Source organism: Corynebacterium sp. HMSC05C01, assembly GCF_001807155.1.
GTDB classification, from domain to species: Bacteria; Actinomycetota; Actinomycetes; order Mycobacteriales; family Mycobacteriaceae; genus Corynebacterium; species Corynebacterium coyleae.
The window spans coordinates 110,211-128,617 of the sequence record NZ_KV787932.1; the positions used below are offsets into that span (position 1 = coordinate 110,211).

The 18,407-nt window shown below is 52.6% G+C and carries 15 protein-coding genes, 1 tRNA gene and 1 pseudogene; 8 read left to right on the forward strand and 9 right to left on the reverse strand.

The window, feature by feature from the left end; translation table 11 throughout:
- The first annotated feature begins 20 nt into the window (after positions 1-20).
- Both HMPREF3145_RS00865 and HMPREF3145_RS00870 read left to right on the forward strand, forming a co-directional pair.
- Positions 21-584 carry a DUF501 domain-containing protein gene (locus tag HMPREF3145_RS00865; RefSeq protein ID WP_070421378.1) on the forward strand — a complete coding sequence of 188 codons (564 nt, stop codon included), beginning with the start codon at positions 21-23 and terminating at the stop codon, positions 582-584.
- Positions 581-1,504: a Ppx/GppA phosphatase family protein gene (locus HMPREF3145_RS00870; RefSeq protein WP_070421379.1), complete on the forward strand. Its 924-nt coding sequence runs from the start codon at positions 581-583 to the stop codon at positions 1,502-1,504. The genes HMPREF3145_RS00865 and HMPREF3145_RS00870 overlap by 4 nt, the downstream gene beginning before the upstream one ends.
- A 12-nt stretch (positions 1,505-1,516) precedes the next feature.
- Here the strand turns inward: HMPREF3145_RS00870 and HMPREF3145_RS00875 are convergent.
- Positions 1,517-1,788, reverse strand: a pseudogene (locus tag HMPREF3145_RS00875) (hypothetical protein).
- A 116-nt stretch (positions 1,789-1,904) separates the two neighbouring features.
- Between HMPREF3145_RS00875 and wecB the strand changes: the two are divergent.
- The 4 genes from wecB (at position 1,905) to HMPREF3145_RS00895 (ending at position 6,138) form a co-directional block, all read left to right on the forward strand.
- Entirely contained in the window at positions 1,905-3,053 is a 1,149-nt protein-coding gene (wecB, locus tag HMPREF3145_RS00880) for a non-hydrolyzing UDP-N-acetylglucosamine 2-epimerase (RefSeq protein WP_070421380.1), read from the forward strand.
- A gap of 75 nt (positions 3,054-3,128) precedes the next feature.
- A tRNA-Ile gene (locus HMPREF3145_RS00885) sits at positions 3,129-3,202 on the forward strand.
- 115 nt (positions 3,203-3,317) lie between these two features.
- The gene (locus tag HMPREF3145_RS11585) at positions 3,318-4,589 is read left to right on the forward strand and encodes a glycosyltransferase (protein WP_256365568.1); all 1,272 of its coding nucleotides are present in this window, start codon (positions 3,318-3,320) and stop codon (positions 4,587-4,589) included.
- Positions 4,564-6,138, forward strand: a complete 1,575-nt coding sequence (locus HMPREF3145_RS00895; protein ID WP_083279301.1) for a glycosyltransferase family 4 protein — start codon at positions 4,564-4,566, stop codon at positions 6,136-6,138. The genes HMPREF3145_RS11585 and HMPREF3145_RS00895 overlap by 26 nt, the downstream gene beginning before the upstream one ends.
- Here the strand turns inward: HMPREF3145_RS00895 and HMPREF3145_RS11395 are convergent.
- The 6 genes from HMPREF3145_RS11395 to HMPREF3145_RS00920 all read right to left on the reverse strand — a co-directional run bounded on the left by HMPREF3145_RS11395 (position 6,133) and on the right by HMPREF3145_RS00920 (position 12,580).
- Positions 6,133-6,948, reverse strand: coding sequence for an ABC transporter ATP-binding protein (locus HMPREF3145_RS11395; protein WP_168162436.1), 816 nt, complete (start codon positions 6,946-6,948; stop codon positions 6,133-6,135). The two genes, HMPREF3145_RS00895 and HMPREF3145_RS11395, sit on opposite strands and share 6 nt — an antisense overlap.
- The gene (locus tag HMPREF3145_RS00905) at positions 6,938-7,606 is read right to left on the reverse strand and encodes an ABC transporter permease (protein WP_246817448.1); all 669 of its coding nucleotides are present in this window, start codon (positions 7,604-7,606) and stop codon (positions 6,938-6,940) included. Before HMPREF3145_RS00905 ends, HMPREF3145_RS11395 begins: the two co-directional genes overlap by 11 nt.
- A gap of 218 nt (positions 7,607-7,824) precedes the next feature.
- Positions 7,825-9,237, reverse strand: coding sequence for a hypothetical protein (locus tag HMPREF3145_RS00910; RefSeq protein WP_070421383.1), 1,413 nt, complete (start codon positions 9,235-9,237; stop codon positions 7,825-7,827).
- 9 nt (positions 9,238-9,246) lie between these two features.
- Positions 9,247-11,007: a glycosyltransferase family protein gene (locus tag HMPREF3145_RS11590; protein WP_141740767.1), complete on the reverse strand. Its 1,761-nt coding sequence runs from the start codon at positions 11,005-11,007 to the stop codon at positions 9,247-9,249.
- Positions 11,007-11,396, reverse strand: coding sequence for a hypothetical protein (locus HMPREF3145_RS00915; RefSeq protein ID WP_070421384.1), 390 nt, complete (start codon positions 11,394-11,396; stop codon positions 11,007-11,009). The genes HMPREF3145_RS11590 and HMPREF3145_RS00915 overlap by 1 nt, the downstream gene beginning before the upstream one ends.
- Positions 11,396-12,580 (reverse strand): glycosyltransferase family 4 protein, encoded by a 1,185-nt coding sequence (locus tag HMPREF3145_RS00920; RefSeq protein WP_070421385.1) that lies wholly within the window; start codon positions 12,578-12,580, stop codon positions 11,396-11,398. The genes HMPREF3145_RS00915 and HMPREF3145_RS00920 overlap by 1 nt, the downstream gene beginning before the upstream one ends.
- A 143-nt stretch (positions 12,581-12,723) precedes the next feature.
- On the opposite strand from HMPREF3145_RS00920, the gene HMPREF3145_RS11595 reads away from it, so the two are divergent.
- Complete coding sequence (locus HMPREF3145_RS11595) at positions 12,724-14,526, forward strand: SGNH/GDSL hydrolase family protein (RefSeq protein WP_141740768.1); 1,803 nt, start codon at positions 12,724-12,726, stop codon at positions 14,524-14,526.
- A 1,301-nt stretch (positions 14,527-15,827) separates the two neighbouring features.
- On the opposite strand, the gene wecC is transcribed toward HMPREF3145_RS11595, so the two are convergent.
- Positions 15,828-17,102, reverse strand: coding sequence for a UDP-N-acetyl-D-mannosamine dehydrogenase (gene wecC / locus HMPREF3145_RS00930; RefSeq protein ID WP_070421387.1), 1,275 nt, complete (start codon positions 17,100-17,102; stop codon positions 15,828-15,830).
- Between the two features lie 270 nt (positions 17,103-17,372).
- Between wecC and HMPREF3145_RS00935 the strand changes: the two genes are divergently transcribed.
- The gene (locus tag HMPREF3145_RS00935; RefSeq protein WP_070421388.1) at positions 17,373-17,759 is read left to right on the forward strand and encodes a hypothetical protein; all 387 of its coding nucleotides are present in this window, start codon (positions 17,373-17,375) and stop codon (positions 17,757-17,759) included.
- A gap of 81 nt (positions 17,760-17,840) precedes the next feature.
- Here HMPREF3145_RS00935 and HMPREF3145_RS11905 read toward each other — a convergent pair.
- The coding region (locus HMPREF3145_RS11905) for a hypothetical protein (protein ID WP_210384126.1) at positions 17,841-18,407 on the reverse strand (567 nt) is incomplete at its 5' end.

Genomic DNA, 18,407 nt, shown 5'->3' on the forward strand with positions numbered 1-18,407 from the left:
CACCATGAGATAATGCCCGCATGAACACTCCTCCCACAGACGAACAACTCGTCATCGTTGCTGAGCAGCTCGGCCGCACCCCGCGCGGCGTGCTTGCCATCGCGTACACCACCCCGGACAACCAGCCGGCCGTGGTGAAAACCGCGCCCAAGCTTGAGGACGGCCCCCCGTTCCCCACCCTCTACTACCTCACCGACCCACGTCTGACTGCCGAGGCCTCCCGCCTCGAGGTCGCGCAGGTGATGAAGTGGATGGAGAACCGCCTCAACGAAGATAGCGACGATGGCGAGAGCCTCCGCGCCGACTACCAGGCTGCCCACGAGCACTTCTTGAAAGAGCGCAACGCCATCGAGGACCTGGGCACCGACTTCTCCGGCGGCGGCATGCCGGAGCGAGTGAAGTGCCTCCACGTGCTCATCGCCTACGCACTTGCCGAAGGCCCTGGGCGCGTCCGCTTCGGCACCGAAGCGGTGGCCCTGGCCGCCGAGCACGGCGACCTGCGCGGCACCGCCATCCCCGCCGACTGGCCCACACTCGACGACCTCGGCATCACGCTCGAGGAAGCAGGGGAGGGGCTGGCATGACCCGCGTAGCCGCCGTGGACTGCGGCACTAACTCCATCCGCCTGCTCATCCACGACACGGAATCCGGCGAGATTACCCGCCGCAACACCATCGTCCGCCTCGGCCAAGGCGTCGACGAGACCGGCAAGTTCGCCCCGGAAGCCATCGAGCGCACCCGCGTAGCACTCGCGGATTACATCGGCGGGATGCAGCGCGAAGGCGTCACCCGCGTGCGCATGGTGGCCACCTCCGCCACCCGCGACGCCGCCAACCGCGAGGAGTTCTTCGCCATGACCCGCGAGCTGCTCGGCCAGATCCAGCCCGGCGCCGTCGCCGAGGTCATCACCGGCGAGGAAGAAGCTGCACTGTCGTTCGCCGGCGCCACCGCGGACATCGACCCAGCCCGCGGCCCGTTTTGCGTGATCGATCTCGGCGGCGGCTCGACGGAGTTCGTCATGGAGGGCCACGCCATCTCCACCCAAATGGGGTGTGTGCGCATCACCGAGCGCATCATGCGCGCCGACCCGCCCACAGCGGCGGAGACACTTGAGGCAAGAAAGCTTATCGACGCCAACGTCACCACCGCCTCCGCCATCGTGCCATTCGCTACCGCGCAGACGTTTGTGGGATGCGCCGGCACCTTCACCACGCTCTCTGCGTTAGCGCAGGGGCTGAACAGCTACGACCCCGAGCGCATCCACATGTCGGAGATCTCCTTCGACCGGCTCCGAGAGGTAACCGCAGACCTGCGCTCCAAGACCGCCGCGCAACGCCGCGAGAATCCCGTCGTCCACCCCGGCCGAGCCGACGTGATTGGCTCCGGATCCACCGTGGTCGAGCAGCTCATGAACGCCTTCGAAAGAGAAGCTGGCGCCACCAGCTTCGTCATCAGCGAAAAGGACATCCTCGACGGAATCGTCGCCGGTCTCGCTGAGCGCTAGCGACGACAGTCGCTAGTCCTGGTCCGGCTCGTAGATCGTGTCCTCGATCTGCTTGTTCGAACCGCCGCGCAGCTTCTTGCCCTTGCGTAGGTCCTTGACTTCGCGCATGCGCGGCTCCGGATCGATCTTGTTCGCAATGGTCCGGCGGGCAGAGGACGTGACCTGTTTGGTCACCGGTGAGTTGGCGACAGCCTGCGCGGCGTTGACGATCTGGTGGTAGCACTTCCGGCCGCTTTCGTGCCGAGCACATACCCGGCGGCGGCTCCGACGACGTATTGGTACATGGTGGTCAGGGTACAGCGGAAAGGTGGGGCAGGTTGGTTGCCCTCAGGTCCCATCAATGACGGTGCTGTACTAAGTTGTAGAGTGTATCCCTGTGTCGGACAACCCTAAGGAAACCATGTCGGTGAAGCCGAAAATTATGACCGTCTACGGCACCCGTCCGGAGGCGATTAAGGTTGCGCCAGTAGTTAGCGCGCTCCAGAACGACGACCGCTTTGAATCGGTCGTGGTCTCCACAGGCCAGCATAAGGAGATGCTGGAGCAGGTGAACAGGCGCTTCGGCATTACTCCGGATCACGACATGGCGCTGATGAAGCCGGGGCAAACACTTAACGAGTTGGTGGCACGCGCGATTCAAGGGCTTGATCCGATTATCGAGAAAGAAAAGCCTGACGTCATCATTTCACAAGGTGACACTTCGACGGCGATGGTCGCGGCACTGGCTGGTTTTCACCAGGGTGTGAAGATTGTTCACCTCGAGGCTGGGCTGCGCACAGGAAACATCTTCTCGCCGTTCCCGGAGGAAGCGAACCGCAAGATCATCGGCCAGATTGCTTCCCTCCACTTGGCTCCTACAAACGAGTCGCGCGAGAACCTTCGCCGAGAGAACTTCCGTTCCAAAGACATCGTTGTTACGGGTAACACCGTCATCGACGCCCTGTTGGCTGCCTCGGAATGGGACGTTGCATTTGAGGATCAGCGGCTGGAGAAGCTTAGGAATTCCGACGAAAAACTGGTTCTGGTTACCACCCATCGCCGCGAGAACCTTGACGCGATGAAGGAAATCGGTGGAGCGGTCCAGGACCTTGCAAAGACCTATCCAGACCACATTTTCGCGCTGCCTTTGCACCTCAACCCTAAGGTGCGAGATGCGGTTCTCCCAGAGGTCGAGAACCTTCCCAACGTCATCATCACGGACCCGTTGCCGTATGACCAGTTCACAGCATTGATGAGCCGTGCATACCTGGTGCTCACCGATTCCGGTGGAGTGCAGGAGGAGGCTCCGTCGCTTGGCAAGCCTGTCCTCGTGATGCGGGAAAACACCGAGCGCCCAGAGGCTGTGGTGGCCGGTACGGTTAAGCTCGTTGGTACTGATCGTCAGCGAATTGTGGCGGAGGCAAGAAACCTGCTTGATCAAAAAGCGGCTTATGACGCAATGGCTAACGCGATTAACCCTTACGGTGACGGTAAAGCTGCCGCTCGAGCAATTGCGGCGATTGCTGAGCTAACCGGTGTAGGCGCGCGGGTTGCAGAGTTCGAACCCTAGCCCGCTAGTTGTAGAGATTCGCATTTCGGTAGCGAAGAACTGCAGGCTATAGTTATCTGCACGTAGTTTTCTAAAGGGGCTATAGCTCAGTCGGTTAGAGCCGCGGACTCATAATCCGCTGGTCGCGGGTTCGAGCCCCGCTGGCCCCACTAAATCAGATCGAGGTAATACGCTGGGGTGTCTAGGTTCAACGTCATATCCTGATAACTGAGGTTCCAATTGAGAGTTCAACTGATTACGCAGTATTGGTGGCCTCATGATGGCGTGCCTCACCGACGGTGGAGCTGGATTACCGAGTCCTTAGTGGAGAGCGGTCACGAGGTGACTGTAGTGACCCCCGTCGCAGGTAGAGAGCGTGGATGCAAGGGGCTACGCAGATTTTTGCGCGAGCTTTTTATGCGAAGGATTTTGGTTGCCGAGATTGGCCCTCATGGCGAATCGATTTTTCGAGTGCCAGCATCGAAACACTCCCACTCTTTGATCAAGCGAGCGTCGAATCAAGGAATGGTTGCGCTGAGTTCACTGGTCACGGTGCTGGTCATCTGGAGAAACGCTTCCATCGGCACAAAACCTCACCTAATTGTGGGTACGGTTCCAGCACTGCCGACCGCAGTTGCCACCTGGTTGGCTTCCCGAATTACGCATACTCCGTACGTAATTGATCTTCGAGATGCGTGGCCCCAACTTCTTGAAGAAGCGTCTCGGTGGGATGAAGCTCGTGGAGAATCGTCCACGCCGAGGAGTGTAGTTCTTCATCGTACGATCGGAATCGCAGGTGGGCTCGTTGAGCGTCTAATGCATAGAATTTATCGTGAGGCTGGGGGAGTAGTTCTTACAGCCGAGACCCTCGGAAAGAACTTAGTAGACGATGGGGTTCTGAACGAGGCTAATCTGTATATTTTGAGGAATGTTTACCCCACGCCGCTGCGCCCCAAGGCAAACGACCCTAGTTTAAAGGCTTCGAAGGAATCTCTGAGAGTAATTTACGCGGGTAAAGTAGGCCGTGCGCAGGATCTGAATACTGTCCTTGAAGCGATCAGCTTGGCATCCAAACGTGGGTATTCGATCCAACTGAGGGTTCGAGGAACCGGTGCTGGACTGCAAGAGGCCCAAGAATTGGCCGATCGTCTAGGCGTGTCAGTTGATTTCGGCGAAGTGGTTGCGCGTCAAGCACTGCAAGAGGATTTTGATTGGGCAGACACCGCTCTAGTGCATCTGCGAAATTGGCCTGCGTTGCAACAGGCAGTCCCGTCAAAGACGTTTGAACTTATGAGGCAGAGGATTCACATAACCGGTGTAGTTGCGGGGGAAACGGCCGATTTGATCAGATCCCTTGGCGCAGGACACGTCGTTGCTCCTGGCGATTCCCGCGGACTTGCGGATCTTTGGGTGCGCCTACTGGAGAATCCAGGCGAGCTAAGCGTGAGTGATAAAGCGCAACAATGGGTTAGCAGCACAGCTAAAGAAGAACTTGAGAACTTCCCGGCGTTTCTAGAGAGAGTGATTAAAAATGGTCGGACTGAAAGGACTGTATAAACAAATATCGATACTAGCCGTAGAATTTCTACGGGTATTCAGAATCAACCCTGATACAGCGAGTTTAAAAGTACTCGAACGACTACGGCGTTCGTTACCCAGTTCTCTACGTCCAATTATTTTTGCGTTAGAACAGCAACTGCGTACTCAACCATCAAACGAGACGGCCGATTTGCTTCGCTCTGGCCAGTTTCAATCGGCCGCCAAACAGATTCTTGCAGCGCCGGATCAACACACAAGTTTGGATCGGCGGTCCACTATAAGTGCTCTTCGAAAGATTGATCCATCTGGCGCGCAAATTTTGCCGTCTCCGACGACTAACCAATTCTGTGGTCGACCATCGGTGCTTCACTTACTGACGAATAGTTTGCCACACACCCAATCTGGTTATACATTGCGCTCACATAACATCCTTAAGGGGCAAAAACAGATTGGAATCGACGCGAGAGCCGTTACACGCTTGAACTACCCTTTAAACGTTGGCCGTCTCAGCTCCGGAGAACGTGAGATTGTGGATGGGGTTGAGTACTATCGTATTTTCGCCGGAGGGTCAGAAAGAGACGACAGATATCGAGAGCGCGTCAGCAAGCTATGCAAAAGGATGGAAGTAAACTTGCTGCACACGACGACAAGCTACTCGAACGCAGCGATGACCTCTTCTATTGCAGAACAACTTGGGGTACCTTGGATCTACGAAGTGAGGGGGGAACCTGAGTCTACCTGGCTGTCGAAAGTGCCAGAGAGATTGCACGAAGTAGCATCCGAATCGGATTTCTACAGGTTTGCTAGAGATCGCGAGATTTTGGCGGCGCGGTCCGCGAGCGCGGTAGTTGTGCTGAGTGATGTTTACCGTGAGGTACTTGTTGAGAGAGGGATAGATCGCGAAAAGGTCTTCGTCGTCCCTAACGGTGTCTCAAGCGACGATGTCTTCCGAGGAAATTCTTTTGACAAGTCAGAAGTACGATTGTCTTTAGGGATCCCAATGCGCCGCACTACCATTGGAATAATCTCATCTTTAGTTTCGTATGAGGGCGTCGACATCCTGATTAAAGCTGCGAAACTCCTTCCTTCTGATTTTGCTTTCCTGATCATCGGGGATGGGGAGCAGCGAGGGGAACTCGAACGTACGGCCATAGAGTGCGGTGTGGCGGATCGCGTACACTTCATCGGGCAAGTTCCGCGCGACCAAGTATGGAAATGGTATGCAGCGTTGGATGTCTTCGTACTTCCGAGACATGACAAGACAGTAACTCGTCGGGTCACACCCATCAAGGCTTTACAAGCTCAAGCATATGGCATTCCGGTTGTAGCCAGTGATCTACCCGCGATCCGAGAGATCACTGGTGATATCGAAACCTACTTTCCGGCCGGGGATGTAGACGCCCTTGCCAACGCAATTATGGAAACTATTGCAAGAGATGATTGTCCTGCGAAACGGAGGCAGTGGGCAGGGCTCCACGAATGGAAATTGATCGTACGTAAATATGAAGAAATCTATAGGAAAGTCTTATATCCGGTAGAAAGAGGTGAAGTCACCGGAAAGCTATAATGTCTCGCCACGCAAAACAAGGTGAGGCGTTTTGGAGTTCTGCAAATTAAAGTCGATTATCTCGTTTGCTCGGTCCAGGTTCCCCTGGGTGACTGCCTCTCCCCATTTCGCATATTCCGGAGAGATGTCCGAGATGAGACCGTCGGTGATTACCACTCCGTCGTGCAGCCAGATACATCGCTTGCAGTTCCTTCTGATGGTCTTCGCACTATGGGATACTACGAAGATCGTGCCGGAGCTTTCGAGCATTGACTCCATCCGTTGACTAGCAATTTCATTGAAGGTGGCATCACCGGTGCCTAAAGCCTCGTCAATCATCAGAATCTCTGGTTCGCGAGAGGTCGCGATAGCAAAAACGAGCCTAGCTTGCATCCCAGACGAATATGTGTGCATTGGGCGGCTAAGTGCTTCTCCGAGGCCAGTGAGATCTGCAATCGACGGCAGAAGCTCATCCACCTGGCTCGGAGTGTTGCCTGTCGCTAACAAACCTAACCTAATGTTCTGATAGCCGGTGAGTTTGGGCTGTAAAGCTGCCGAAACACCAAGTAGAGAAGGTTTTGCACTCACGAAAACCTCGCCTTCCGTTGGTGTTTCCATTCCGGCGATGAGCCGTAGAAGGGTCGACTTTCCCGAGCCATTCTTTCCTAAAATTCCAATGGACTCTCCCTTTGAAACTGCGAAACTCACCCCTTTGACAGCTTCTACCGGGTGCTGGCGGGATCGCAATATCAAGTCGAAAGGATTTTGCGAACGGGGAACGTAAAAAGTCTTCTTGAGGTTCCTTACGACCACTGCTGGATTACTTAGCATCTGCATAATGGTGTTCCGCCCGCCAGAAATAGATTAGACCTAGAAAGAAGGTTAAGAAAGTGGTGGCCACGAGGTATCCCCAAACTTTCAAAGAAGGAGGTTCGAAGTATAAAACCGAGCCTCTCACAGCCTCCAAAAATTGGTATGCGGGATTGAATTTGATGAGCTGGAGGATTAGCGGGTTAGAGGTAAAACGCTCGAAGGAAAAAAATACACCCGAACTGTAGAACCAAGCACGGCGAATGAAAGTGATTAGTGCTCGTAGATCTGGAATAAACGCGGTAGTCCTGGCTACGAAAAACATCAATCCGGTAGAGAAAACGTGGATCAGGAAATACAGCGGGATCACGAGAATGATCGTCCAGCTCAAGCCACGCTCGATTTGAAAGGACAAAGCAAACATTACGCCCACGAGGGCCGGAGTGATATTAGCGAAAAAGCTCCTAATGCCTTGAGCAACCACTAGCGAACCAAATGGAAATTGGAACGCACTAACGAGGTTTTTTGACGACCTGATGACAGATGTACCTTGTGTCAATCCGTCTGCCAAAAAGCCGAAGAACATGATTCCGATAACGATGTAGCCAATGAAGTTATCGATACCACGTGACGTTTTAAGCAACAATCCAAAGATGATGCCGTACATCGCCGCATTCATTAGCGGTTCCAACACGTTCCAAATGCGTCCGAGGTAAAAGCTCTCGTTCTTAACGGAGTTACGCGCTATGGCATCTTCAAAAATAAAGTGACGAGTAGCCCAAATGTCCGCTAAGTAATTACGAAGTGTTGGCCGTTTGGATATAGAACGAAGTTCTGAATCGTCGATGAGGATAATGGGAAACCAACTTTCATAGACTCTCGGGAGAACCGGATCTCCTAGGAGAGAAATGGCTCGGATCCGCGTAACCAAGAGGATCCTACGTTCTCGTTCGTTGGATCCTCAATTCTTACTATCACGCGCTCGGTCCAACCCGCAGCGTCCACAACCAACCGCTCTGATAGTGGGATCGCTACCTCTGATCGTTTACCGTCTATTCCGTAGTTGATGACGAGAGAATAGGCCCCGGGATATTCCATGCCACGAGAGACCAAATACTCTTCGAAATTTCCTTGGATAGCTAGATTGTTGGTGGCGTGGTCCAGTCGGGCTGAAGCCCTCAGACTCGGTGGGTCGATTGTGAAATCAGCCTGGCCAGCCACTGATGCTGGCTCGTGATTGCGATTGATTTCATCCAGCACTGTGTCGGCGTTGCCAACGCAGGCGGTCAGTTTCGGCTCGTCTAAGTAGTGTTGTTGCTTCCTCATCGAACTGAGGTTAGAACCTGAACGCATATAGACAAAAAAAGCTGGAGTATTGCGTTCGACAAAGAGATCTATCTCACGCCCACGAAACGCACGGCGCACATTGGCGGTAAAAAATTCGGGTAGTTCGTAAGGGGAAACCTTCTCAATTTCGCCCAAATCTCTTGAAACCAGAAACTTCGTACCAGTTAGCGCAACATCTAGCTCGGCCTCGTGCAGCTCGCCATTCCCAGTTGGATAATAGACGAAACTATTTGGTAGACCAACTGCTTTCAGCGTGCGGCCAGGAAGATTTACAGCCTGTCGGGCTACGCCAGAAATCACTCGTAGCGCCCACTTCGCCCAGAGGTCATCATCGTCAAGCCCCACTCTTACGTATAGACCAGGACCACCTTCAGAGAAGTCATTGAGTGATCGATAGAACCGCGAATGTAGCTTGGCGAAGTTCTTCGCAACAGACTTATTTGGTAAAATTTTTGCATCAATATGACCGTTTGGCGGTGCCGGGTAGCCATTCTTAGGGTGTGCGTAGGGGATTAGGATGAACTCGGTTGTGTCCTGCAGCTCGTTCAGCGTGTTTACCCGCCTCGCGATGGAGATGTACTGCGCAGCCTTGTCAATCGAACAGTAGACGACGTGAATATGCACACAGTTTGCGGCAGGCTGAAGCGCTGACAAAGAAGCGAGACTTCTAAAATGAGCTTGTTCGAGACGGTTAAGCGCGCTTGGGTCCGTCTCAGTGTCGGCGAAAATAGTCTCTGAGAGAACTAGAGTATCGCCTGTCTCAAATCGGATCGGTCTTTTGGGTGCTGTATTGCAGGGAATTCCAGCCGCCGATGCGATTTCAATAGCTGTGGAACGGAACGCAGCCGAGACATTGTCCAAATCAAGAATCAGATCATCGCTCTGCTTTGCATCGAACAAAGCATTGAATTGGTTTAAGAGTTCTTCGGCACTGTCGAACTGCGAAAAATTAATGGTACTCACCTGTTCTGCCTATCGTCTGGATGCACGTCGAATAAGTGGCCTTAAGGTAGAGATAGCACTAGAGACCATCCGGTTTATAGTTGACTCTTTAGCATCGCTTGGAAGTGATGCGATAGATTCACTCTCCCAAATTCGAACCTGGATCGATCCGAGGCGGGAAGAGCGCAAAGCGTCAAGACGCTCTTCTGTTGTCTTCAACTTAGCTCTAAGTTGGCGGGTTTCAGCATTGAACCTTTTTTCCAATTCGACAGTGCTGATGGGGGTGCCGTTTGAAGGTCCGCTGGGGGAAGGCGAAGTTGGAGCAACTTGGGACGCTATGCCGTCTTCACCCCAAGGGGAGCCAATCAGCTTCTGGTTTCGTAGTAGTTCAGCGACTCTATTGTGAACGACTTGCTTTTCTTTAAGGTCTTGCAAAACCACTGTGCCTTGAGCATTCCTAGATGGATCGTGGAAAAGATATACGGTCTCACCCAAGACAACAGCGTGGCTATCATTGGGGGGTATTGGAGCGATGTCTATATCGGCTAGTCTAAATGAGTCAATAAGGGATTCGGACTCTTCAAAACTGTTTCGAATTTGTAGCTTCTCGGTGAGAAACTCAACCAGCTGGGGCCTTACCCGCGAATAAGAATGCTCTTCCGCAACTTCAAGACACCGCATCGCAGCTTCACGTAGCTTTTCTGGTTCTGCATCTAGAGTTTCCAAAAGGTCTTCAAATTCTTCGCGGCTATCTGCGTAGAGAGGGTAATCGGCGCCGAGTATTGAAACGTTTACGGGAGTTGGGTTTAAGATCGCAGGTTTGCCCATTGCGCCGTACTCGAGGATTTTTGTGGAAAACTCGCTGCTGCCATCTAAAGTTGATGCTCTCCAACCAATGCCGACATCCGAAGATGCAATGAGGTTTCTGCTCTCTGACCGAGGTACGCGTCCGTGCCAAGTAAGCCCCGGCGTATTGGACAGCAAGTACTTAACGTTGTTGACGAAATATTTGTCAGCAGGATCCGGTCTGAATTGGTCCCCAGCAACATCGAGATGGAGTTTCAATCCACGACGATTAACTGCTTTAAATGCGGAGAATATTTCGACAACATTCCACGCGGCGAAAAACTTCCCAGTATACACATATCGCTTAGCTCGAAACGGAATGTGTAAGAGTTCATCGCAAGCGAAGGCAGGGTCGGGCACGTGAGGCGGGAGGATCGATGTGTCAGCCGCGCCTCCCAGGAGTCGTTTCAAATGCTCTTGGATGTGAGAGGTCTGGCAGAGGAAACGAGAACCGGAGCTTTGGAGATAGCGAAGTGCATTTACAATTTCAGGTTCTGGTTCGGTATCGAGAGTAGTTAACCCAGTAACGTAGGTAACTAGGTTATGGTCCTCTGAGCCTGTAAGGCTTACGTATTCACGAGCCGTAAGGGTATCTCGCAAAACTAAAGCATCCGCACCGGCGTGCCGGTAAACAGAAAAGACAGCCTCTGCGTACTCATTCCGAGAAAGACTCCGGGAGCCTGCCTTTTCTGAGAGGAAGCAGAACGGGTTCGGTCTAAAAGGGTCAATAATTTTTAGGTTTGGATAGCAAGTCAGCTCGTCCAATACCTCGGTCCGTTCGATGGGATTTGCGGTAACGACAAAGACATCGATAAACGGATTCTCCGCAAGCATTGCAGAAAGGCCCGATATAAAAAATGCTGATCCGTCAATAACATTCAAATTAATGTAACCTGCGACAACAACGCGGAGGTTACGCGACTTTTCGAGGAACTCGTGATGCATTAGATTCCAACCTTTCTTGCAATGGTTTTGGCTCCAGATTTGTTGGTGTTGCTTCGAACTTCAACAGTGGCGGAGCAGTTCGCCTCGAAGAACTGACGTTCAAGAGGGAAGGAATTGCTTCGTTGGAATTTGGTCTGCCAGATCGTTTTGCCTCCAGCGGTGAATGTAAAGCGGTACTCCAAGTTTCTTCCGTCGGCTACGCAAACAAGTAGTGGATTCCCATCTAGTTCATATTTTCCGACCGTACGAATGATGGGGGCCGTGTCTTCAGAGTGTGAACCTTCCTGTTCATCTAGGACGTCGGCAAATGATTGGAAGATTGGCAGGAGTGAGGCCTCTAGTTCCCTGTAAAGCTGCTCCCAGTCCGGGGTTTTGTTGGGGTCGGTCATTATCCCTCAACCTTTTCCTTAATTAAGTCGATTTCCTTATTGACGGTGGCGTCTACGCCACATTGTCTCCTCATTCGTTCAGACCCGGCCTTCGATAGACGATTAAAGAGAGCGGGATTAAAATAGAGTTCCTCAATGTTGTCAGCAAGATCTTCATGCGACTCAGGGGCTGCCAAAAGAGAATCGACATGGTCTGTGAAGAATTCTGGAACGGCAGCCACATGTGTTGACAAATTTACAAGTCCAGAGGATGCGGCTTCGCACATCGAAACTCCCTGAGAGTCGAATCGAGTTGGGCTCAGAAAAACACCGTGCTCGCTGTGGAGGGTTGCGATCTCCTCTTGGTCAAAGAACCGGTTTAGTAGTTTAACGTTACTAAAACTTGCTATGGGAGCTGTTGTATCTTCGAACATCTTGCCCTGCCCAGCAATTGTAAAACTGAGATCGCTAAAGAATGGGCGCCTTGACAGCTCGAGAATCGCTTTGACTGTCTGATCGTTTGCGTACTTACGCGAAGCGTAGGGGCGGATTGATAGTATCTTCTTTCTCTGGTCTGCGGTTTTTTCAACGTAGGGGAAAACCTCTTCGTCCACTAGATTGTGAATAACTCGGGAATTTTCAAAAACTACGCCCAAGTCAGGCTGTACTACGTGTTGTTCAAACCACTTCGAGACGTTAACAAAGCTGACCCTAGGGTCGTTTTTCTCGACCAAGTCATGGAAATAGGCCAGTTGTGGTCGATAATAGGTGTCTTTCTTGGAGATGGCCGACCTGATCGCTTCGGATGAATCAAAGAAGTTGAACCATCTGCGGTGCCACGCCTCTGCTTCAAACCCATGAATCCAGATAATTATCGGACGATGATTGGATTGTTTTAAGAGCGGTTCTACCCGGTGTTCCTCTGCGAAATGTACTAGGAACGCGTCGTATTCGTGGTTGCCCGCTTGCGCTTCAAGTGCCGCGGAGTTGCCGACGGTAACGAACACGCCATCATACTCGTAAGAATATGCCTGGGAGATTGGTTCGTGATGATAAAAGACTTCCACCTCGATGCCCGCCGCTACGTAGGCTTTTGTCCGGCGATGGATGAAACCGTTCCGGTATAGAGCCTTTTCGCTTGGGTATGCGTTGCAAACCACTAGGACTTTGACTTTGGGGTTGTTGGTTAATGACGCCGTTGACATCCATTGCTCCTTACATTCGATGATCCAAGTTTAGACGATGGAGTCTGTGGCCGAGCACCAATCGTAGGTGGATGCTCTCTAGCACTGGAGCGTAGTAGTCTGTGGATATGCGAAGACGAGACATATCTAGATGGTCCCCAGGGATGCAGTATGCGAGCGTCGGCGAATTTATGGCCGCTTTGGGCCGAGATGGTCTTCATAGCATTCAAATTGGCGGTGAACAGCTTGATTTGCTTCTTGTCAACCGCGGAGCATCGGCCACGTTGGTTACCTTCCAACACCGCATTTCGGAAAGAAGTACTTACCCTACGTTTGTTGGTAATGGAGTTTCCGAAACTGCAGGTATGAACCTAATTGCTGTATCAGACCCGAGCGTAATTCGAAACATTGATTTGCGCCTCGGTTGGTATCTAGGCAGCAGAGGGACGGGTCCACTTAAGCAACATTTGTTACCGGTAATCCGGCGTTCGGTCGAGTATTTTGGCGGAGAGCGCCTGGTCTTTTTTGGTAATTCCGGCGGGGGATATGCATCTATTAATTATGCACAGCATTTCGGTGGGTCTATTGCTCTAACGGTCAACCCGAGATTGGGGTTCGCTGACGAACCGAATCCAGATTTGGTTAAGTACATTAACCTCGCTCACTCGCCTCAGGGGCGTACGCCATACAAGAGGGTACGTGATCAGTACGCACGCAATTTATGGGACACGGTAGAACATAGTGCGCCATTCTATGCCGCCATGTATCACAACAGTGGTGATACTGCATATCTTGAAGCTAACCATAGACGCTTTGTTGATTCGCGAAGCCAGGATTTAGCGATATTTGAGCGGATTCAATTTGACGGTGATGGCCACGTACCAATTCCGAAAAGCAGATTGATTGACATTCTCGATCAGCTCAAACGCACTGATGTTAACGCGTCTCAAGCGATCCAGCTAGCGGGTTTTTCCCTTCCGAAGGACGGGGTGGTAGATCCCACCCAAGAGAATATTGCCGGTGCCAACTCACCGACCCAAGGCGCATCGAGCACGAGAATTTCTGTCGATCGTTCTAGCGTGAAACCTGTGCGGCGCCAAATTCGTTTGAAACGATGGCCAGCGTTAGTTGAGCGGCAGGTTACAATTCCGGAAAAGTACACGCGTGCTTGCGATGGATCGCTTCAGCCTGGTGTAGTTACTGTGGCCACCGATGAACACGGTTTCATCCTCACTGGTAAGAGAAATGACTCTAATCGACGTTCAGTAATTGTCCTAGGGGATAGTGTTGCGGAATCTCTGTACGAAAACACTGGTTTTCGTTGGACTGATTTTCTTTCGGACGAATTGGATTTGCAATTTCCCGGAGAGTTTCGAGTCTTGAATGGCGGCAAATCAGGGGCAACACTTCTGCATATTGTCACAAGCGTTTTGAATACGTTGCCGCCGTTGGCTGATCAAGCTGCGCTGGTCGTGATTGTTGCGCCGGGCGCGGACGCCAAGTTGGAAAGGGATCCGGCAACATATTGGTCCGACCACAAGTATGTCGCTCCGCTTGAGCCTCCGTCTCCATCAGTTCCATTTGAAACGCCTAGTATTGACCGAGACAGGGAGTTGTTGTGGCACCTGCTTTTCGAAACGCTGCGCGCATACGACGTACCAGTTGCTCTGGTGACCGCCCCGATTCGCCACGGCGCTTGGGAAAAGAGTGGCTATCTTCGCAACAAGTTTGAGTCGGCGAATGCTTACGAGGAGCAATTGCGTAGGTATGGTCGAGTGTGGGACGCAGCCTTGTCTGCAGCCGACAAGGCTCGCGTTCCAGCGATCGCTGAGATAGAAAACTTCGCTCGATTAGACAACGAGAGTTATTTTTACGACCACGTGCATTTTAACACCACTGGTCAGGAAGCCTTTGGTGCGAATATTGCAAAGCCTATCGCCGACATTCTGAGGGGCGCGTACTTTTAGTACACCTCTGGGAGTCCAGCCATTTATCATCTTCAAGTGCTAAAAGGGTCAAGTTCCCCCGGAAGCCGTAGGTATGGCGCATTCACATGCTCCTACCACCAGAGACGACTCGGCGGGCCGGAGAATCATGCTGCTGTTCAGCAACTCGGAAGAGCGTCGAGCGCAGCCTAGACCCAGCCTTTGGCGAGTTCTGTTCTTCCTGCACAGCCGAGCCTAGTTGGCCATTCAATTTTCGTCCTCAAGCTCATGCGTGATGGGTCTGAGTGCCAAGGTCCGCCAGCGCAGGCCCATTGATTCCTACGCACACGTATCAGCCACGTCATTGACAGTAACCTTAGCCGCAACTTCCCCTGAACCAAGCAAAGACATTGTTTGTCAGCGACGGCACCTGTTCAGACCTATATTTAGTATAAGCGTTGTGGGTTTCCGGTAGCGCCCGGGTCAGTCCGCCTTAAACGTGTGTAAGGGGTATTTCGCTGCCTGGTCGCCCAGTGTCAGCGCTCTTTGAAAAGTAGCCCAAAACGCTTCTCGAAAAGTAGCCCGTCCAACAAATTGGATGAGTGAGTTCTTTGGAACAATGGGTACAGATTCGGCACCTGCAGGGTTAGCTTGTCGGGTCCGGCGCTGGTATTGGCCGCACCCCCAAATCCAGCGTAACGACATGCCTATAAGCATCACTGTGTCGCTCGAAGGTCCACAGGTTCGTAGGTCTATCAAATGGTGAAACGCGGACATTGCCGGCTCGAGCAGATTTGGCGGACACCCCAGTATCTCTCCTCTAAAAAGCAAAGATGCCGGTAGTCAATCACAACGGGCTCTTCAAAGATGCCGGTGCCCTGCGATCTCACCACCAGAGTCCTCCCCGGATTGTAATGAGCTCTTGCCAACACGACGCTCGACAGTTGCCGCGATGCTACTAGATGTGGCCCCGCAATAGTCACCAGTGAGGCCCTGCTCGCCCGTCAAACTCCCACGTGGACTGCGGCCGCGTCACCGTTCACCAGTTTGCCACCTGTTTAGTTGATCATGGCAATATTGCTTCGCGCTCGGATTTGGGCAGATAGTGAATACCAGTGAAGCATCCTGGTCGAGATTGAAAACGCGAGATGCATCACGGTGATTCTTCGACTCTGTCATAGAGCTTGAACTAGGCAATAGATGAGTAGATCGAGGGGGTCCAACATCGAGCGCATCTAATCACGACTTAAAGGACCGGCCACGATCCGAAATCGGAATCAACCCTCGTTTCCTTACTGGCTGGAATGAAACCGCGCCAGCGCTCGGGGTCAGACGGTGCACTGTTAGTCCGCAGCTCCATCCACCCAGATGCCCCGGGTGTCGATGACTGCCTCGCGGTCACTCTCACCTAGCTGAAGAGGCGTGTGGTCGCGGAATTCGGCATGGTCAACAAGAAGCACCAGAACGTTGGAGTTCTCGAGGGCGAAACTAGTGTCCACTAGGTCTACATTCGAGCGGTTCAAGGAATCCGGGAGGTGGCGAATGTTTGGTTCCACAACGTTGATTCTCGCATCCGGGTATTTGTCAGCAACTCGGATCGCAATGTCGAGCGCCGGCGACTCTCGAAGATCGTCAATGTCCGGCTTGAACGCTAGGCCAAAAAGCGCGATCTTAGGGTCGTCACGGAGTCCCTCTACAGCGGTGTCAATCTTCTGCAGAACCCATGTGGGTTTGCCGTCATTGACCTCGCGAGCTGTCCGAATAAGGTTTGAAGTCTGCGGAGCGGTGGACACAATGAACCATGGGTCGACGGCGATGCAGTGTCCTCCCACTCCTGGCCCTGGCTGGAGAATGTTTACACGCGGATGATGGTTTGCTAGGTCAATGAGTTCCCAAACGCTGATTCCAAGATCGTCACAGATCAGTGACAGCTCGTTAGCAAATGCGATGTTGACATCGCGGAACGAGTTCTCGGTGAGTTTTGCCATTTCGGCTGTCCGATCATTTGTCTGGAGCAACTCACCATCGCAGAAAGAGGAATAGATCTGAATCGCGCGTCGGGTTGCCTCTCGTGACATTCCGCCGACAATACGATCATTTGTCCGAAGCTCTTCCATGGCTTTCCCTGGGAGAATGCGCTCCGGGCAGTGAGCGAAGTGAACTACCGGTCGTGACTCCTCAATCTCATCGGTGCCTAACCCCAAATCTGGACGGAGCTCGAGCAAGCGGTGCGCCATCTTCTCTGTGGTGCGCGGGGGAGAAGTGGACTCGAGCACAATGAGCTCGTTGCCCTTCAGCTTAGGCGCGATGGATTCGACTGCCGAGTAAATAAACTTCATATCGACATCGTGTTCGTCAGTAAACGGTGTAGGAACCGCGACGATATAGGCATCTGCTTCAGGCATCTGTGTCGTAGCCTTGAAGCGACCGCTTTCTAAGGCTTCATGGAGGGCTTCTTCAAGACCGGGCTCGACGATGGGCACCTGTCCGTGGTTAACGGCATCTACCTTGTCTTGCATGACGTCTACACCTGTGACGGTGAGGCCGCTGTTAGCCATGACAACAGCAGTGGGAAGGCCAATGTAGCCGAGTCCAACGAATGCTACGTGTTGCGACATTTCAGATAGTCCTTATCTAAGCACTGGAGATAACAGGTATCTTTGGGTGATACTAGCTGATGGGCAAACTGATGGAGACACCGAGTTCATGCAGCGAAGTCGTCAGTCGGTAGCTGGCGTCAAATATGAACTCGATAGGGAAATCTCCCAAGTGGATAGAAAACGTCGGCAAGCATTTGAGCTCGCCTTGAATGGGGGCCTGGCAAAGCGGCTGAACGCATCCAATCGGCAGTTGATCTTGATGTCGACCCGCAGCTCAAAGGGTAGCTTTTGGAGGAGAAAGCGACCTACCAAGAGACGGTTGATGAGATCGTTGCTGATAACACTCTTCTCGGAGCTTTCAAACGAAACAGGGCGTGTGTGAAGCCGAGACTTGCGAATTCGAGAATCGCAGACGCACCTTCGGTCAGCGGTCAGGTGGCAAAAGCGTCTGAGTATCTCCGAATGGAGTTCCCTGACTCCAAGGATCTAGAAATCCAGGCAGCTAGCTTCAAGGGCGGAATCAAGTGGGGAGTTCCTGAAACCGCCGATGCAAGTGAGAATTTGGTCGAAGAAGTCGGATTCTTTCTAGGGTTTGATTCAAGACGTCCGGAGCGGGATGACCGAGACGGAGGCCGGATAATCTATGGATCACGGATGGACGTGCCTTCGTTATAGAGCTAAAGACTGCAGTCGAGAGAGAATCGCCTCAAATCATTAAAACTGAGGCGGGGCAACTTCTGTCATCAATACAGTGGTTTAGAAATAGGTTTCCCGGTTTTCCGGAACCAACTCCCGTACTGATACATCCCGCCAAAGAGATGCATCAAATGGCAAATCTTTCCACAAATACGCGAGTAGTAGATAAAGAGGCATTTGAAAAGCTGGCAGACCGAATCGCTGATTTTGGAAAGGAAGCGGCCGACCAACACTTGCTTGGGAGCCACGCTGCAATGCAAGGGGCATTGCAACGTTACAAATTAACCGCGGACGCTTTGTTTCACTCCAAAGATGGTCGACGATGAACGGCTTGTTAGAGCGAGTATTCATGCTGGTGCGTTGGCGCGGGCGGGCGCATGCGCGCACGGTGGTGGACGTGCTGGAGGGGGTGCGGGAGGTTTTGGTGACGTTTGTGACGAGAAGCAAGCCGGCGGATCTGCCGTACCCGTGAGTGGAGTCTGGGAGTGCCGAGGCCGACGAGGTGTTGGTGCGTGCCGGGTTGGTTGTGGTGGCGACTTCTGCGGGGAACCTTTGGTCGTCGATAGGCAGTTGCGAGCTGATGCGACCGTGCTTGCTGTGAAGTGTCCCAGGTTTTGTTCCGTTTGA

What these genes read in the sequence shown, in the direction of transcription:
- HMPREF3145_RS00865 (WP_070421378.1), top strand. Translation starts at nt 21, where the DNA reads ATGAACACTCCTCCCACAGACGAACAACTCGTCATCGTTGCTGAGCAG.
- HMPREF3145_RS00870 (WP_070421379.1), top strand. Translation starts at nt 581, where the DNA reads ATGACCCGCGTAGCCGCCGTGGACTGCGGCACTAACTCCATCCGCCTG.
- wecB (WP_070421380.1), top strand. Translation starts at nt 1,905, where the DNA reads ATGTCGGTGAAGCCGAAAATTATGACCGTCTACGGCACCCGTCCGGAG.
- HMPREF3145_RS00895 (WP_083279301.1), top strand. Translation starts at nt 4,564, where the DNA reads ATGGTCGGACTGAAAGGACTGTATAAACAAATATCGATACTAGCCGTA.
- HMPREF3145_RS11395 (WP_168162436.1), bottom strand. Translation starts at nt 6,948, where the DNA reads ATGCTAAGTAATCCAGCAGTGGTCGTAAGGAACCTCAAGAAGACTTTT.
- HMPREF3145_RS00905 (WP_246817448.1), bottom strand. Translation starts at nt 7,606, where the DNA reads ATGAATGCGGCGATGTACGGCATCATCTTTGGATTGTTGCTTAAAACG.
- HMPREF3145_RS11590 (WP_141740767.1), bottom strand. Translation starts at nt 11,007, where the DNA reads ATGCATCACGAGTTCCTCGAAAAGTCGCGTAACCTCCGCGTTGTTGTC.
- HMPREF3145_RS00915 (WP_070421384.1), bottom strand. Translation starts at nt 11,396, where the DNA reads ATGACCGACCCCAACAAAACCCCGGACTGGGAGCAGCTTTACAGGGAA.
- HMPREF3145_RS00920 (WP_070421385.1), bottom strand. Translation starts at nt 12,580, where the DNA reads ATGTCAACGGCGTCATTAACCAACAACCCCAAAGTCAAAGTCCTAGTG.
- HMPREF3145_RS11595 (WP_141740768.1), top strand. Translation starts at nt 12,724, where the DNA reads ATGCAGTATGCGAGCGTCGGCGAATTTATGGCCGCTTTGGGCCGAGAT.
- wecC (WP_070421387.1), bottom strand. Translation starts at nt 17,102, where the DNA reads ATGTCGCAACACGTAGCATTCGTTGGACTCGGCTACATTGGCCTTCCC.